Origin of the sequence: uncultured Lamprocystis sp., assembly GCF_903933125.1 — a bacterium.
Taxonomy (GTDB): domain Bacteria; phylum Pseudomonadota; class Gammaproteobacteria; order Chromatiales; family Chromatiaceae; genus Thiodictyon.
The window spans coordinates 1-16780 of sequence record NZ_CAIZIZ010000383.1 but is presented as its reverse complement, the minus strand read 5'-3'; the positions used below and the strand labels follow the sequence as shown (position 1 = coordinate 16780).

General features: G+C 61.4%; 18 protein-coding genes. 15 read left to right on the top strand and 3 right to left on the bottom strand.

The annotated features are described in order from the left end of the window. Window position 1 precedes the first annotated feature (1 nt). Window positions 2-721, bottom strand: coding sequence for a hypothetical protein (locus QZY03_RS20260; protein WP_295583975.1), 720 nt, complete (start codon window positions 719-721; stop codon window positions 2-4). 19 nt (window positions 722-740) lie between these two features. Further along, entirely contained in the window at window positions 741-932 is a 192-nt protein-coding gene (locus QZY03_RS20255) for a sulfur relay protein DsrC (RefSeq protein WP_295583974.1), read from the bottom strand. A gap of 592 nt (window positions 933-1524) precedes the next feature. Here QZY03_RS20255 and dsrA point away from each other — a divergent pair. From dsrA to QZY03_RS20180, 15 genes are all read left to right on the top strand, one after another. Beyond that, window positions 1525-2778 carry a dissimilatory-type sulfite reductase subunit alpha gene (dsrA, locus tag QZY03_RS20250; RefSeq protein ID WP_295583973.1) on the top strand — a complete coding sequence of 418 codons (1254 nt, stop codon included), beginning with the start codon at window positions 1525-1527 and terminating at the stop codon, window positions 2776-2778. 94 nt (window positions 2779-2872) lie between these two features. Beyond that, window positions 2873-3943: a dissimilatory-type sulfite reductase subunit beta gene (gene dsrB, locus QZY03_RS20245; RefSeq protein WP_295583972.1), complete on the top strand. Its 1071-nt coding sequence runs from the start codon at window positions 2873-2875 to the stop codon at window positions 3941-3943. A gap of 130 nt (window positions 3944-4073) precedes the next feature. Next, a complete protein-coding gene (gene tusD / locus QZY03_RS20240; protein ID WP_020504934.1) occupies window positions 4074-4466 on the top strand; it encodes a sulfurtransferase complex subunit TusD in 393 nt (130 codons plus the stop codon). Window positions 4467-4479: 13 nt separating this feature from the next. Continuing rightward, window positions 4480-4890 carry a sulfurtransferase complex subunit TusC gene (gene tusC, locus QZY03_RS20235; protein ID WP_295583971.1) on the top strand — a complete coding sequence of 137 codons (411 nt, stop codon included), beginning with the start codon at window positions 4480-4482 and terminating at the stop codon, window positions 4888-4890. An 11-nt stretch (window positions 4891-4901) separates the two neighbouring features. After that, complete coding sequence (gene tusB, locus QZY03_RS20230) at window positions 4902-5210, top strand: sulfurtransferase complex subunit TusB (RefSeq protein WP_020504932.1); 309 nt, start codon at window positions 4902-4904, stop codon at window positions 5208-5210. A 37-nt stretch (window positions 5211-5247) separates the two neighbouring features. Continuing rightward, on the top strand, window positions 5248-5586 hold the full coding sequence (locus QZY03_RS20225) for a TusE/DsrC/DsvC family sulfur relay protein (protein ID WP_295583970.1): 339 nt from the start codon (window positions 5248-5250) through the stop codon (window positions 5584-5586). Between the two features lie 228 nt (window positions 5587-5814). Then, the gene (locus tag QZY03_RS20220) at window positions 5815-6546 is read left to right on the top strand and encodes a respiratory nitrate reductase subunit gamma (protein WP_295583969.1); all 732 of its coding nucleotides are present in this window, start codon (window positions 5815-5817) and stop codon (window positions 6544-6546) included. An 83-nt stretch (window positions 6547-6629) separates the two neighbouring features. Beyond that, window positions 6630-8204 carry a sulfate reduction electron transfer complex DsrMKJOP subunit DsrK gene (dsrK, locus tag QZY03_RS20215; protein ID WP_295583968.1) on the top strand — a complete coding sequence of 525 codons (1575 nt, stop codon included), beginning with the start codon at window positions 6630-6632 and terminating at the stop codon, window positions 8202-8204. Window positions 8205-8303: 99 nt separating this feature from the next. Continuing rightward, window positions 8304-10268, top strand: a complete 1965-nt coding sequence (locus QZY03_RS20210) for an NAD(P)-binding protein (protein ID WP_295583967.1) — start codon at window positions 8304-8306, stop codon at window positions 10266-10268. Window positions 10269-10300: 32 nt separating this feature from the next. Further along, the gene (locus QZY03_RS20205) at window positions 10301-10807 is read left to right on the top strand and encodes a sulfur reduction protein DsrJ (RefSeq protein WP_295583966.1); all 507 of its coding nucleotides are present in this window, start codon (window positions 10301-10303) and stop codon (window positions 10805-10807) included. Beyond that, window positions 10804-11634, top strand: coding sequence for a sulfate reduction electron transfer complex DsrMKJOP subunit DsrO (gene dsrO, locus QZY03_RS20200; RefSeq protein ID WP_295583965.1), 831 nt, complete (start codon window positions 10804-10806; stop codon window positions 11632-11634). Before QZY03_RS20205 ends, dsrO begins: the two co-directional genes overlap by 4 nt. Window positions 11635-11655: 21 nt before the next feature. Then, window positions 11656-12903: an NrfD/PsrC family molybdoenzyme membrane anchor subunit gene (gene nrfD, locus QZY03_RS20195; protein WP_295583964.1), complete on the top strand. Its 1248-nt coding sequence runs from the start codon at window positions 11656-11658 to the stop codon at window positions 12901-12903. A 55-nt stretch (window positions 12904-12958) separates the two neighbouring features. Next, entirely contained in the window at window positions 12959-14344 is a 1386-nt protein-coding gene (locus tag QZY03_RS20190) for a cobyrinate a,c-diamide synthase (RefSeq protein ID WP_295583963.1), read from the top strand. A gap of 69 nt (window positions 14345-14413) precedes the next feature. Then, window positions 14414-14728, top strand: coding sequence for an iron-sulfur cluster assembly accessory protein (locus tag QZY03_RS20185; RefSeq protein ID WP_295583962.1), 315 nt, complete (start codon window positions 14414-14416; stop codon window positions 14726-14728). Window positions 14729-14734: 6 nt separating this feature from the next. Continuing rightward, window positions 14735-15862, top strand: a complete 1128-nt coding sequence (locus tag QZY03_RS20180; protein WP_295583961.1) for a sulfur reduction protein DsrS — start codon at window positions 14735-14737, stop codon at window positions 15860-15862. Between the two features lie 137 nt (window positions 15863-15999). On the opposite strand, the gene QZY03_RS20175 is transcribed toward QZY03_RS20180, so the two are convergent. Next, window positions 16000-16242: a hypothetical protein gene (locus tag QZY03_RS20175; protein ID WP_295583960.1), complete on the bottom strand. Its 243-nt coding sequence runs from the start codon at window positions 16240-16242 to the stop codon at window positions 16000-16002. Window positions 16243-16780 lie beyond the last annotated feature (538 nt).

Below are 16780 nucleotides of genomic sequence, written 5' to 3'. Positions count from 1 at the left end.
CTCAGCCGAAGGGTAGGCGCTCCTGCAATGCTTCGCGATCGAACCACCAGTCCCCCTGCACCAGGCAATCGACGACACTGCGTAAGCGCACCAGGAAGTGCTCCGGCTGGGTCAGGTCAAGCCGTTCCATCCAGGCGTCGAGTTGCGCGGGTGATTCCACCCCGCTATGTCGCCGCGCCACGGCACCGAGCAATTGCGTCGTGAAGAACATCAGGTCGTCGCGATGTTTGCCCTCGGCACGCACGTCCGCCAGGAACAGGGCGGTGGTCGCCGCCACCGCGGCCCCGTCGGCGTCGTCCGGGGTCTCGTCGATGACATGCGCCAGCAACTCAATGGTGAGTTCCGGATCGATGGGGCAGGTGACCGCCAGCCAGATGCCCTGGCCCAAAGCGCAGATCGATGCGGGTTGTTCGGCTTGGAACAACACGTCGCAGGCGTCGGCCGCGGATTCAAAGTCGTCAGCCTCAAGGAAGCGATCGAATGCCGTGCGGGCGAGTGGCCAAGCCGCTTCCCCACGCCCCAATCCGACCAGGGTACGTGCGACCTGCAGCCGGGTGTCGGCGACCGCCTTTGCCGCTCCGTCACGTCGTTCAAGCTCGCGAAGACGCTCCCGGAGCGCGTCAAGATGGGATTCCAGGGCCGCGCGTTCGCTCTGGTCAAGCTGGGGATCGACGGTCGGATTGGTCAAGCTGACCGTCAGCAGGTCGAGAGGGTTGATCATAGGATTAGGCATCACGGACTTAGCGGATCAGACCGCTGAAAGCGGCTTCCAGACGATCTTCCCAATTGTCCGGCGTATCCGGGTAGGGTGGTTTCACGTCCATCCGGAAAAAACGCTCCCCGCCGCGGGCGACGTCCTGAACCAGCGGGATGAGTTCGCCGAAAGACTCCACTTCTTGGTGGGTCACGAGAATGTCGCTGAGCTTGAGCATGGTTCGATGAGACCGCCCTGAATGCCTTTGTCTGGGGCGAACGTGAAGATCGTTCCGCGGAAATGCAAGCGGGCGGCCTGTCCCACACCACCGTCCGCCAGTGGCGGGCAGACGTTGTTTGGCATTGCTGCCTGTCGCCGCGCACGTTGTCAACGGGGCGCGTCGGCCGCGGCGCGGCCGGGACAGGCGGTCCGCACGGCGGGATGCACTATAATATTAGGATGTGCTAATATTAGTAACCGTTGACTGACTGGCCGCCCATCGGTAACATCCAACCGGTCATCGAAAGACGCGCACGCGCCGCGACATGCTGGAGGACATCCGCAGCGGCACCAGGTCGGTCAATATCCCGAAAGGGGTAGATCGGAGCGGTATCGCCCTCCCCACCGAGGGATGGGAGCGCCCCGGACCAGCCTTTAAAGTAGCGCCTGACGCTGGGGATTTCGGCACGCGAAAATACGAATGATCGCCGATCCCACCGTCTTTAGATTCGCAACGATGTAGCGCCCCGTAACGGCCCGCTGCCGCGCTCGGGTGTGCGCATTGCGATCGGATTCTTTTTCGCAAGCTACCAGATCGGAGAGACAGTGCAATGGCGATCGATAAATACAGCACCCCGATGCTCGATCAACTGGAGACCGGCCCCTGGCCAAGTTTCATCTCTGGTATCAAGCGTCTGCGCGACCAGCACCCGGATGAACGCATCAATAAGATGACCAACAGCCTGCTCGGGCAGTTGGAGCACTCCTACGAGACGCGCAAGGGCTACTGGAAGGGCGGGACTGTGTCGGTCTTAGGGTATGGCGGCGGTATCATCCCGCGCTTCTCCGAGGTCGGTAAGGCGTTCCCTGAATCCAAGGAATTTCATACCTTGCGTGTGCAGCCGCCGGCGGGCAACCACTACTCCACCGCCATGCTGCGCCAACTGGCCGACAGTTGGGAAAAATATGGGTCCGGCTTGATCACCTTCCATGGTCAGACCGGCAACATCATGTTCATCGGCACCGACACTGCCAACACCCAGCATTTCTTCGATGAGATCAACGAATACGGATGGGACCTCGGTGGCGCGGGCCCCTGCGTGCGCACGGCGATGTCCTGCGTCGGCGCGGCGCGTTGCGAGATGTCCTGCACCAATGAGATCAAGGCCCATCGGATGCTGGTGAACAACTTCGTTGACGACGTGCACCGTCCGGCGCTCCCTTACAAGTTCAAGTTCAAGGTCTCCGGCTGCGCCAACGATTGTCAGAACGCCATCGAGCGCGCCGACTTCGCCGTGCTTGGCACCTGGCGCGACGACATGAAGGTCGACCAGGCCGAGGTGAAGAACTACATTGCCGACAAGGGCCGTCAGTACTATGTGGACAACGTCATCACCCGTTGTCCGACGCAGGCGTTGTCGCTCAACGATGACGATACCCTGAACGTCAACAACCGCGACTGCGTGCGCTGCATGCACTGTCTGAACGTCATGCCCAAGGCGCTGCACCCCGGCGACGATAAGGGTGTCACCATTCTGATCGGCGGTAAGCGCACCCTCAAGATCGGTGACCTGATGGGCACGGTGCTGGTGCCGTTCAAGAAGCTTGATACCGAGGAAGACTACGAATCCCTGGTGGAGCTCGCCGAGACCATCATCGATTTCTGGGCCGAGAACGGGCTGGAACACGAGCGCTGCGGTGAAATGATCGAGCGCATCGGGTTGGCCAACTTCCTCGACGGCATTGGTGTCGACCCGGACCCGAACATGCTGAGCCATCCCCGTCAGAGTTCCTACATCCGCCTGGACGGTTGGGACGAGGCCGCGGAAAACTGGTTCGAACGTCAGGCCGAGGCCGGGCGCTGAGTTTCTCGATCAACGCTGTGATGCCGGGCTTACGCTCGCTCCGGCACCCGATTTCAAATACGACACACTCTGATAATTGACTGGAGGGAAGGCGATGGCAGACACGCGTGAGCCGATCGAATCCGGCTGCCCAGACCCTTGGCAGTACCTGCACCCCGTGATGCGCAAGAATTTCGGGCAGTGGAAGTATCACGAACATCCGCGGGCGGGCGTGCTGCGTCACGTGGCCTACAGCGGCGATGAGATTTGGACCGTCAAGGCGGGTACCCAGCGGATCCTGGACGTTTTCACGCTGCGCAAGCTGTGCGATATCGGTGATCAGTTCGCCGACGGATTCGTGCATTTCACCCTGCGCTCGAATATCGAATTTCTGGTCAAGGATCAGACCAAGGTCGACCCGCTGATCGCGGCGCTGGAAGGGGCGGGTTTTGTGGTCGGCGGCACCCAGAACTCGGTGGCCATGATCTCTCACACCCAGGGCTGGCTCCACTGCGATATTCCCGGCACTGATGCCTCGGGCGTGGTGAAATCCATGATGGACGAGCTGATCGACGAATTTCGCAATGCGAATATGCCGAATCGGGTGCATATCACGACGTCTTGCTGCCAGATCAATTGCGGCGGCCAGGGCGATATCGCGATCAATATCCAGCATACCAAGCCGCCCAAGATCAACCACGATCTGGTAGCGAACGTCTGTGAGCGTCCGACCGTCGTGGCGCGCTGTCCGGTCGCCGCTATCCGCCCGGCCATGGTCAACGGCAAGCCGTCCCTTGAGGTCGACGAGCGCAAGTGCATCTGTTGCGGTGCCTGCTACCCACCGTGCCCGCCCATGCAGATCAATGACGCCGAGCACTCCAAGCTGGCGATCTGGGTTGGCGGCAATCACTCCAACGCCCGCGGCAAGCCGACCTTCCAGAAGCTGGTCGCCGCCGGTATCCCCAACAACCCGCCGCGCTGGCCTGAGGCGACCGCTATCGTCAAGCGCATCCTCAAGGCGTACAAGGAAGGCGCCCGGGATTGGGAGCGCATCAACGAGTGGATCGAGCGGATCGGCTGGCCACGCTTCTTTGAAGAGGTCGAGCTGCCGTTCACCAAGTATCACATCGATACCTGGCGCGGTGCGCGTGCGAGCTTCAACAGTTCGTCTTACATCCGCTTCTAAGGTCGGGGGCGCGGGGGCCCCGGAGCCGTGTGTCACCGACCTGCCGGTCCTGTCCGGACGGCAGTCGCGGTGGACCTGATCCGGGGCGGCCGTGTGCGATCCTCTTTCGGCACTGCTATTCGAGGGCGATATGAAGTTTGCACTTCAGATCAACGAGGGACCCTACCAACATCAGGCGGCGGATACCGCCTACCTGTTCGCCAAGGCGGCGTTGGAGAAGGGGCATGAGATTTTCCGCGTTTTTTTCTACCACGACGGCGTGAACAACGCGACGCGGCTGACCACGCCGCCCCAGGACGACCGCCACATCGTCAACCGGTGGGCTGAGCTTGCCGAGCGCTACAACCTCGATATGGTGGTGTGCGTGGCCGCGGCGCAGCGCCGCGGGATCGTCGACGAGGGCGAGGCGACACGCAACGGCAAGGACGCCACCAATATCCACCCCCGGTTCCGGATCTCCGGTCTGGGGCAGTTGGTCGAGGCGGCGATCCAGTCCGATCGCCTCGTTGTATTCGGCGACTAACAGGGGCTCAGTCATGTCCGAAATCGTGAAGAAATTCCTGTACCTGAACCGCAAAGCCCCGTATGGCACCATCTACGCCTGGGAGGCCCTGGAGGTGATCCTGATCGGCGCGGCCTTCGATCAGGAAGTGAGCGTCCTCTTCCTGGATGACGGCGTTTACCAACTCACCAAGGGTCAGGACACCAGCGGCATCGGGATGAAGAATTTCTCGCCGACTTTCCGTACCTTGGGTGACTACGAGGTCAAGAATGTCTACGTTGATCGCGATTCGCTCGCGGCCCGCGGTTTGACGCAGGACGATCTGGTACAGATCGCCTGGGAAGATTTCGACACCGAGGAAGAGGTGGAGAACATCGTCGAGGTGATCGATTCGGCCCGTGTCCGCGAGCTGATGGATGCGTCCGACGTGGTCTTCAGCTTCTAAAGGGGAATGCCATGAGTATCCTGCACACTGTCAACAAGTCCCCGTTCGAGCGGACCTCACTGGATTCCTGCTTGAAGTTTGCCCAGCCGGGCGCCGCCGTGTTGCTGATCGAGGACGGCGTCTATGCGGCCCTGACCGGCACGAGCGCCGAGGATCAGGTCAAAGATGCCCTCAACAGGGTTAAGATCTATGTCCTCGGCCCGGACCTGAAGGCGCGGGGCTTTGCCGAGGGGCGCCTGATCAACGGGATCAGCGTCGTGGACTACGCGGGTTTTGTGGATCTTGCCGCGGAGAACGCCAAGGTTCAGGCCTGGCTGTAGTTTTATTCCAACTTAAAAAACTGTCTGGAGAATCGCAATGGCCGACACAATTGACGTCAATGGCAAACAGATCGCCGTCGACGAAGAGGGTTATCTCGCCAACCTGAACGACTGGGAGCCCGGCGTTGCCGAGGTCATGTCGAAGCAGGACAACATTGAACTCACCGACGAGCACTGGGATATCATCAAGTTCCTGCGTGAGTATTACGAAGAGTATCAGATCGCACCGGCGGTGCGCGTCCTGACCAAGGCGGTCGGCAAGAAGATGGGCAAGGACAAGGGCAACAGCAAGTACCTCTACAGCCTGTTCCCCTACGGGCCGGCCAAGCAGGCCTGCCGTTTTGCCGGGCTCCCGAAGCCGACCGGCTGCGTCTGAACCGAGTGACTGCGGGTGGCGCTCTCCGCCTCGCGAGGGCGGTTTGATGTCGCTCGTCCGACGATAAAATAACGAGGACTTGCGAGCGTTTCTACAGTCTGCGTCGAGACCCCCGGGGCTCGCCAGGCAGCAGCGCGGCGCCGGTCAAGCTGATCGCTGATCGCTCCGTTCGGGGTCAGCGGTCGGCGCCCCCGGTTTTCGACCGGATTCACTTAAGGTAGCGGAAACATGTCGTTTCTGACGGGTTTATACGCCTTCGCATTCTATTTTGCGGCGCTGGTTCTGGTTGCCGGACTGACCTGGAAGGTGGTGCAGTACGCCCGTACGCCGGCGCCACTGAAGATACCGACGACACCGGCGCCGATCACCAACAGCGGTGTCGTGTTGCGGATGACGCGTGAGGTGGTGCTGTTCGAGAGCCTGTTCCGCGGCAACAAGTGGACCTGGATCTTCAGTTGGATCTTTCACTTTGGATTGTTTCTCGTAACCCTGCGTCACCTTCGTTATTTCATGGATCCAGTCCCGACACCGATCGCGTTCATTCAGCCGTTCGGGATCTACGCCGGGTTTGCCATGGTGCTGGGCCTGGCTGGACTCTGGGCACGGCGCTTCCTGGTCGACCGGGTGCGCTACATCTCTTCTCCCTCGGATCACCTGATACTCGGGCTGCTGGTCCTCATCGGTTGTAGCGGCATCCTGATGAGTTTCGTGGTTCATACGGATATCGTGTCCGTTAAAGCCTTCTTTCTCGGTCTGTACAGCTTCGATCTGCAGCCCTTGCCGGCCGATCCGTTGCTCCTGCTCCACTTGTTCCTGGTGGCAGGTCTGATGATCATTTTTCCCTTCAGCAAGTTGCTGCATGCGCCCGGGCTCTTCTTCAGCCCGACCCGCAATCAGGTCGACAACCCGCGGGAGCGTCGGCACCTGGCCCCTTGGGCGGCGCGGCTCGAACAGCGGTGATGGCCGATGCGGATTGCGTTTCGTGATCACGTGAAATGATCAGGGTCTCCGGGTACGCAGGCGTCCGAACATGAGGTTGAACCATGGCTAAGGCCACTTTTGTAGTCCCTGCGCTGCGGCAGTACCCGCAGGTACCGGCGGTGACGCCTGGTACCATGGCTCACAGCGCGCCCTTTGTAGCCAAACCGGAATTCCAGGCCCCGCTGGGCTTTCCCGGTGAGTTGGCGGACGACTGGCAGGCGCAGGCGATCGCGAAGATGGGCGAGTTGCTTGGCAAGTACCGCTCGCTGCGCGTCTACATGGACTCCTGTGTCAAATGTGGCGCCTGCACGGATAAGTGCCACTATTTCCTGGGCACCAAGGACCCGAAGAACATGCCGGTCGGGCGTCAGGACCTGATGCGCGGGGTCTATCGGCGCTATTTCACCCTCGCGGGCCGGATCGCTCCCAAGCTGGTGGGCGCGACTGACTTCACCAAGGAAGTGTTGGACGACTGGTACAGTTACTTTCACCAGTGCTCCCAATGTCGCCGGTGCTCCGTCTTCTGTCCGTACGGCATCGATACTGCTGAGATCTCCATGGCCGCGCGGGAGATCATGGACAGTATCGGGGTTGGCCAGAAGTACTGTAACGAGATCATCGGCAAGGTCTATACGATCGGCAACAACCTGGGTCTTCCGGGTCCGGCCCTGCGGGACACGCTGGAGGGGTTGGAAGAGGACGTCTACGACGAAACCGGCGTCAAGGTGCGCTATCCCATCGATCAGGTGGGTGCGGACATCCTGCTGGTTACGCCCTCCGCGGACTTCTTTGCCGAACCGCATGTGGATGGTCTGATCGGCTACGGCAAGGTCTTTCACGAGGCCGGTGTCTCCTGGACGCTCAGTTCCTATGCTTCGGAAGCGGCTAACTTCGGCATGTTCATCGGCTCCTATGAGAACATGCGGCGGATCTCGCTGCGGATTCGCGAAGAGGCCATCCGGCTCAAGGTCAAGCGCATCATCTTCGGCGAATGCGGTCATGCCTGGCGCGTCGCCTACAGCTTTCTGAACACTCTGGCCGGTCCCTGGGACTTCCTGGATTCCCGGTATCCGGTGCCGCAGCATATCTGCGAGTTTACCTACGACCTGATCCAGCAGGGCAAGTTGACCTTCGACAAGACCCAGAACGATGACAAGATCCTCACGTACCACGACTCCTGCAATGTGGCCCGGGGCTCGCGGATGGGTGATCAGCCCGGCGGTCAGTTCGATATCCCGCGTGCCATCATCAAGGCGGTCTGCAACCAGTTTTACGACATGGATGAGGATACGATCCGTAAGCGAACCTTCTGTTGCGGCGGCGGGGGTGGACTGCTGACCGACGACCTGATGGAGTTGCGGGTCAAGGGTGCGCAACCGCGCGTCGAGGCGCTGAACAATGTCATGCAGGAGAAGGGCGTGACGCACATGGCAGCGATCTGCGCCATCTGCAAGAGCCAGTTCACCAAGGTCCTGCCCTATTACGGGATGGAGATGGACCAGATCGTCAGCCTCCATCAGTTGGTCTCGAACGCCATCGTGCTGACGCCTCGTGAAGATGACGAGGACGACGAGGACGATGACGATTCGCAAGCCCTTGACGACGATGACAGTGAGTCCGTAGACGAGGCGGCATGAGCCTGACCCGATAATTCCCACTGGCGCGACGCGACAGCGTCGCCCCGGTCTTCGAACTGAATCGAACCCACTGGTTCAACTGGTAAGGAGAGTGATCCGATGGCAACTCCCGGCAATGAGCAGAAGAACAAGCCCTCCTGGCGCCGTTACGAGGACGGTAATAGCACCTGGGACGCTTGGACCGACAAGATTTTTGTGCAGGATACCTCCCACAAGTGTCCGACCTATGTGCACAAGACCCCGCCATGCCAGGGGAGTTGTCCCTCGGGTGAGGATATCCGCGGTTGGCTCGCCATCGCTCGGCAGACCGAAAAGCCGCCGGCCGGAATGACCTGGCAGGAATATGCCTTCCGCCGTTCCACCGATGCCAATCCGTTCCCGTCGATGATGGGTCGGGTTTGCCCGGCGCCCTGTCAGGACGGCTGTAATCGCAATGAACTCGAAGACTTCGTCGGGATCAACGCGGTCGAGCAGTTCATCGGCGATACCGCCATCGCCAACGGTTACCGGTTTGACGCGGCCCCCGCGGACACCGGCAAGCGGGTCGCCATCATCGGCGGCGGGCCGGCCGGTTTAGCCGCGGCCTATCAGTTGCGCCGCAAGGGTCACGCCTGCACGATTTTCGAGGCCAACGAGACGCTTGGCGGAATGTTCAAGTATGGCATTCCCGGTTACCGTGTCCCGCGTGACAAGCTCGATGCGGAGATTCAGCGCATCCTGGACCTGGGTCAGGTGGATGTCCGGTTCAAGACCAAGGTGGGTGTCGACGTCCAGGTCGCCGACCTGGAGCGCGACTTCGATGCCGTCCTCTGGGCGATCGGCTGTCAGAGTGGCCGTGGGCTGCCGGTGCCCGGTTGGCAGGGGACACCGAACTGCGTCTCCGGCGTCGCGTTCCTCAAGGCCTTCAATGAAGGCCGCATGAAGGTCACCGCCGAGCGGGTGGTCTGCGTCGGCGGCGGCGATACCTCGATCGATGTGGTGTCGGTCGCGCGGCGTCTGGGCCACATCAATAAGCCTGGCCACAGCGATCTGCCGGAAACAGTGGTCCATGACGGCTACGTCGCCCATGATGCGGCCATGTCCGCGGCGGCCCAGGGCGCCGCGGTGACGCTCACCTCGCTGTTTACCCGCGACAAGATGACCGCCTCAGAACATGAGGTGCACGATGCGACCCATGAGGGTGTCACCATCCTTGACGGCGTCATGCCGGTAGAGGTCATGCTGGGACCCGACGGTCGTGCCACCGGTCTCAAGATCGCCGACTGCACCCTGAACGACGGTCGACCTACCGCGGTTGACGGCACCGAGCGCGTGCTTCCAGCCGACCTGATCGTGTCCGCCATCGGCCAGGGCGGGGACTTGACGGGCCTTGCGGATCTCGACAACGGCCGCGGTCTCATCAATTCGGATAAGTATTACCAGGTGCCGAACAAGCCGGGTCATTTCGTTGCCGGGGATATCATTCGTCCGCACCTGCTGACCACCGCGATCGGCCAGGCCTGGATCGCCGCCGATTCGATCGACGAATATCTCAAGCAGGTCGACCACCGGCGCCGTCCCAAGGTGGACGTTCACCATTTCGACCTGTTGGCGAAGATGAATGAGGCGAATCTGGCCCCGACCGCCTTCGAGGCGAGCAAGTTGGGCGATCTGCGCGGAACCGCCACCGGGAACTGGGCGATCCATAACTATGAGGATCGCTCCGGCGCCGAGGTCATCGGGCAGGATGAGTTGTTCCTGGGGCACTTCAATTATCACGCTCGCAATCTGCGCAAAGAGGAGGTGCCGAGTTCCGAGGAAGTGCTCGGTCATTTCAAAGAGCGTGTCATCGGTCTGACCGAGGCCGAGACCATCGACGAGGCCAAGCGCTGCATGTCGTGCGGGATGTGCTTCGAATGCGACAACTGTGTGATCTACTGTCCTCAGACGGCGGTCTATCGGGTGGAGAAGTCTGATCGGACGACGGGTCGCTATGTGGCTACCGACTATGCCAAGTGCATTGGTTGCCATATTTGCGCCGACGTTTGCCCGACCGGCTACATCAAGATGGGTCTTGGTGAGTGAGTGGTTGCGAATCGGCACCGAAGGAGGCGTCGATGGCTATAGCCGTCATTAGAGTAAGCCTTGTCGCCGTTGGTTTGGTCTGGGTGCTGGCCGCTCAGACCGTGCTGGCGGGCGACGCACAGCGGTACGTGAAGCCGGGGTCGCAGGCCGCGCACAGTGCGGCCTGCGTGGAGGAAACGAACTTCATGCGCCGCAACCACATGGAATTGATCAAGCATCAGCGTGATTCAACCGTGCATCATGGTATCCGCTCCACCAAACACAGCCTGGCCGGTTGTGTGAACTGTCACGTCAGCGTCAGTCCGGAGGGGCAGGCGCTCGCGATCAATGGTCGTGATCAGTTCTGCGGTGCCTGCCATGCCTTCAGCGCCGTGGACGTCAACTGTTTTGGCTGCCATGCCAATGTACCGCGCGGCGGACTCTTGAGTCCGGCGGCGCTGGCCGCGCATGGCGACGCTACCGCGGGCGCGCGTCCATCGCCAGGGCAGTTCATGTCCGACACGCCAGGGCCGGCGACCGGTCGTGCGGGAGGTCAATGACCATGAAGCATCAAGAAGCACCGCTAGATCCGAGCCTTGGTTCGCCACCGGATCCCACCCTCAATGCCGGCCCGGATCAGTCACGTCGCGCATTTCTTGGGATTGCCGCGGGTGCGACTGCGGCGGTCGTTGCTCCGGCTTTCGTGCTCCAGGCACAGGCCGTCGGCAATCCGCGTGCCGAGCGGGTGAGCGATGCCCATCGGTGGGGTTTGCTGGTCGATACCAACCGCTGTGTCGACGGCTGCCGCGCCTGTGTCGACGCCTGTGATCAAGAAAACGGGCTTGATCTCCAGCGTAAGCAGCCGGATCAATCCGAGGCCGAATGGGATACCCAGAAAGCGGTCTGGCTGCGCAAGGTCAAACTGCAGGATAACCTGACCGGCCGCGTGTCCAACCTGCCGATGATGTGCCAGCATTGCGAACATCCGCCCTGTGTGGACGTCTGTCCGACGGGCGCCTCGTTCAAGCGCGCCGATGGCATCGTGATGGTCGACCGGCACACCTGCATCGGCTGCCGTTACTGCATGATGGCCTGTCCCTATAAGGCGCGCAGTTTCATCCACGAGGTGGTCGAGGACCAACTCACGCGGGTGCCGCGGGGCAAGGGTTGTGTGGAGAGCTGCAATCTGTGCGTGAGCCGGCGGGATCAAGGGCTGGATTCAACCGCCTGTGCTGATGCCTGCACCGCGCTCGGTCATCGCGCGATCCTGTTCGGTGACCTCAAAGACCCGGCAAGCGCAATCAGTCAGGCCCTCAGGACGATGCCCAGCCGGCAGATTCGCGAAGACCTGGACCTCAATACCGGTGTCCGTTATGCGGGCGTTTAGGCCAAACAGGGGAGAGTGACCATGAAGCGCATTGTTTATTCCGAGTGGCGTATGCCATCGGAGCGTTACTGGGGCCTGCTCGGCATCCTGGCGGCGGTCGTCGGTCTGGGCGGTCTGGCCGCGCTGCACATGGAGCACAATGGTCATTGGGTTACGGGGATGAGTAACGCGGTGGTCTGGGGGATGCCCCATATCTTCGCGGTGATGCTGATCCTCTCAGCGTCCGGAGCGCTCAACATTGCCACCATTGGTACGGTGTTCGGCAAGGGCGCGTACAAACCCCTGGGGCGACTGTCCGGGTTGCTCGCGTCGGCCTTGCTGGTGGGCGGACTCCTGATCCTGGTGCTGGACTTGGGACGACCGGATCGTCTGCTGGTGGCGATCACCCACTATAACTTCCGGTCCATCTTCGCCTGGAACATCTATCTATATACCGGCTTCATGGTCATCGTGATCGCCTATCTGTGGAGCATGGCTGATCGGATGGGCGGGCCTTTCGTCAAGCCGATCGGTATTTTCGCGATGGTTTGGCGTCTGGCACTGACGGCCGGCACCGGATCGATCTTCGGCTTCCTGGTGGCACGCCAGGCCTTCGACACCGCTTTTCTGGCGCCGATGTTCGTGGTTATGTCGTTCGCCTACGGGCTGGCCATCATGCTGCTGGTGCTCATGTTCACGTTCGACCAGGAGGGGCGGCCCTTGGGTCATAAGCTCCGCGGTCGACTCATGAATCTGCTTGGAACGTTTGTCGCGGGCGTGCTCTTTCTCACGGTTATCTATTACCTGACGAAGGTCTACGGTGCCAAGAATTATGAGCTGGTGAGCTGGGTCCTGTTCGATGGCGGAATCTACTCCTTCATGTTCTGGTTCGGCTGGATCCTGATGGGCAGCCTGGTGCCCCTGGGGATCATCTATCATCCGGTGCTCAGTCAGGATCGCAACTGGATCGTGGCCGCCTGCGCCCTAGTGATTCTGGGCGGCATGGCGAGCCTGTACGTCATCATCATCGGCAGTCAGGCGTTCCCGTTGCAGATGTTCCCTGGGCATACCATCATCGAGTCCGGTTTCTTCGACGGCGTCAACGGCGAGGCCGCAAGTTACTGGCCGACCATTCCCGAGGTTCTGCTGGGGCTGGGCGGCGTCGGGGTGGCGATGCTGATCACCGCGGTCGGCGTGCGCGTGCTTCAGTTCCTGCCGGAATCGCTGGCGGACGCGGATGTGCTGCCCGACGATCTTGGGCACGCGGCACCGGAACTCGCCGGGACCTGATCAGCGGACAGGGTGGTCGCGTCCTTGGCCACTCGCACAGCCGATTCGTCTCCCCATGGCTCATCTCTATATTTCCGCTGCTCATAAGTCATCGGGTAAGACCACCTTGTCCATCGGCCTGTGCCGGGCCTGGCGCAAGCGTGGTCTGCGGGTCCAGCCATTCAAGAAGGGACCGGATTTCATCGATCCCTTGTGGCTGGGCCGGGCGTCGGGGCACGCCTGCTTCAACCTGGACTTCCATACCATGGAGCGGGATGAGATCAGTGCGGCCTTCGCGGCGGAGCTGCGCGGTGCGGATCTGGGGTTGATCGAAGGCAACGTCGGGCTTTATGACAGCACCGATCTCGCGGGTGCCAACAGCAACGCGGCGCTGGCCAAATACCTGCAAGCGCCGGTGATCCTGGTGATCGACTGCCAGGGCATGGCCCGCGGGATCGCGCCCTTATTGCTCGGCTATCGCGCCTTCGATCCGGAGTTGCACATCGGCGGCGTGGTGCTCAACAAGGTGGCGAGCACCCGCCACGCCGATAACCTGATTCGGGCAGTCGAGCACTTTACGGACATCCCCGTCCTGGGTGTGCTGCCGCGCGATCCCGCCATGACCATCGCCGAACGGCATCTGGGTCTGATGCCGGCCAATGAAGCGGATCAGGCCGAGGCCTGGATCGAGCGCATTGCGTCACTGGTTGCCGAACACATTGATCTGGATCGGTTGCTGGGCTTGGCCGAAACGGCGCCGCTGCCGACCACCGGGGCACCGGTTCCGGCAATTCCGGCGGCGACCGCGGTGCGCATCGGTATCGCGCGAGACGCGGCCTTCGGCTTTTATTATCCGGATGACCTGCGTGCCCTTGCCCGTGGCGGGGCCGAACTGGTTGAATTCAGCCCGGTGACGGATCCCGAGCCGCCGGCGGTGGATGGGTTGTTTTTCGGCGGGGGGTTCCCGGAGTACCGGATGGCGGAACTGGAGGCCAACCGGTCCATGCGCGAGGGGGTCGCGGATTTCATCGCCCGCGGCGGCCCGGTCTATGCCGAGTGCGGTGGGCTCATGTATCTGTGCAACACCCTGCGTTGGGGCGATGAGCGGCGCGTCATGGTCGGTGCGCTGAATGCGGAGGTCGAGATGTGTCCGCGGCCCCAAGGCCGCGGCTACGTGAGCCTGCGGGAGACCCCGGCCTTTCCCTGGCCTGAATCGGCAACGGCGCGGGATGTGCGGCGACGGACAGTCCAGGCCCATGAGTTCCACCATTCGGCGGTGGTGGCACCGCATCCGGACTGGACCTACGCCTATGAGGTGCTGCGCGGCGTCGGCATTGATGGTCGCCACGACGGGATCGTGCAGGGTCACCTGTTGGCAAGTTACGCGCATCTGCGTGACGTGGGGGGGCTGAACTGGACCGAACGCTTTTTGACGCACGTCCGGCGTTGCCTTGGCGCTTGAGCGTGCCGCCCTGGTTCCGTGGGATTACACTGACGACGGTTGAAACAAATACAACGGGAAAGATCCGCGATGTTCAAGCTGACGACGGCGGCGGCGCAACAAGTTCTTACGGCGGCAAAGCAGGGGGGCGCACAGGGCCTGCCATTGCGTCTGGCGGCCGGGCGTCAACCCGACGGGTCGATCGACTACCGGATGGGGTTTGACGAAGCCACCGAGGACGACATTCGTGTGCGCTGTGACGGGGTCGAGGTGGTGATGACACCGGAACAGGTGCCCTTGCTGGATGAGGCTGTCATGGACTATGTCGAGATCGAGCCCGGCCAGTTCCACTTCATTTTTCTCAATCCCAAGGATGCGAACTATCAGCCGCCGACTGAGCGCTGAACCGCATTGGAACTGAGCAGCGAAGACCAGCTCCGCCTCAATGTCCTGCTGGCGAACCAGCCCCAGGCCATCCGCATTGATGAAGGCAAGCTGATCCTCTATGGGCTGGGGCCGCGCGGCGAGGCGACGGTACGGCTCGCGCCAAACAGTCGTCCGGACACCTATGTTCGCATGGTCAGGGAATGGCTCTCCGGCCGCGTGCTCGGCTCGCCCGGCTCCTATCCGGTGTATCTGAGCCGGTGGACCAGGATGGGCCAGATGCGCGCGGAGCGGCTGGAGCAACTCCTGCTCTTAGGGGAGCCGGAGGCCGTGGTCGCGGTCGTCTGCGCACCGGGTCTCACGGATGCACTGGCCAGGAGCGCCTGGTGGGCCATGGAGGACGCGGAGAATGCCCGTCGTATGCTCGGCAACCCGATCATCGCCACCGGCACAATGGGTGAAATCCTCGCCGCTTACCTGCTCGACTACCTGCCCTTTGAAACCGAGGCGGTCCCGATCATGGAGTCCGTACGGCTGATCCTGCAGCCCGGTTTGTTGGATGCGGACGCACGGGCCGAACTGTGGCGAAAGGCCGCGCGTAAACAGACCTATCTGGTCGGGTTCCTACGCGCCGGCCTGGATGCGCTGCCGGAAACCGAACCGGAGCGTACGTTGGACCCCGCCGTTGCTGATTCACTTCGTGCCGTGGCGGCCACCGGCGACCCGTGGGCCGGCCTGATGCTACGGGTCTGTTCAGGCCCCGGTCAGACCTGGCTCAAGACCCTGGCCGCCGTCCTCGCCAAGCCCCCGAATCAGGACGTGGTGACCGCCGCCTTCGCTTGCCTGCGCGGCTATTTCGGCGCACTGCGCGAGGAACCCGATCCGGATGCGCTGTTTGCCGAGCTGGTGGCGGATGCCGAGCGGTTCGTCGCGGCGGCGCAATGCCGCAGCCCGATTGCCGCGTGTTTGCGCCAGTCGCCGACGCTTGCGGCCGAAGTCGCGGCGATGCACGTGCTCTCCGGAGTGGGCCTTGGGGTCATGCGGCCGGTACTTCCGGATCCGACGACCCAGGGCACCCTGATGCAGCGTCGGCTGGCGCCGGTGATCGACCCGCTGATGGAACGGATCATCCTCTTGCGGGGCGGGCGGCAGTGATCATCATTTCTTTAAGGATTGGTGCGCACAACCGGCCCGACGGCAATGCCGTGATCGGCCTGGATCTTCGTTCCGGCGAGCATCGGAAGGAATGCGGTCTTACGGGGGCGGTCCCAAACCGCAAGGCGAGCGCGAAGTCAATACATATAGACAGGATTAACAAGATTTACAAGATGACATTCATTTTCAATCTTGTAAATCTTGTTAATCCTGTCAAGAATTTTCGGAAGCTGGTCAGGGTCGCGGCCGGAACCATGATCAAGGCCCCGTGATCCGTAGGGTCCGCTACGCGGACCAGCAGCCTCGCCGACAGCGAAGTGGCCGGGTTGATGACCAAGGCCGAAAGATGCCATGATCGCCGTTCCGGCCAAAGCGGCCACTCGGATTTATCCACAGATGTCACAGATGTCACAGATGAGGAAAGACATCTGTGTTCATCTGTGGGTCACATTTCCGCCACCGGGCTCGGCGGCAGGTCTGGCCGGAGCGATGAACAAAGCCGCGAAAGACCCGCTGGAGGCAACCGTTAGGATGGTGATTCCCTCTTTATTGTTAACTTCATACCCACTAAAGTGTCTGAGCTTTCAAATAAGCGCTTAATCTCTCGCGCCTTGCTGACAGCATATTGCCTTGTGCTTAACAGATCTATTGCGATAACATAGTGAGTCGTTTCTTCGTTGATTGTTCCCGACAGTTCTTCATCGGCAATATCAGTGAGCGCTTTTTCAGCCTTCTCTGCATTTAGTCTGGATTTCTGTTCTGATCTCTTGTTTTCTTGTCCTGATTTGTCTCTCTAACGTTAGAGGCTGTCTAGGAACCTGGAAATGACATCGAGTCAATTGGCGGCCATCAAATACGGTGTTTGATTATCGCAAAGCTGCCGTAGAAGCAAGCGGCCGGACGCGATGTAAACCTGTG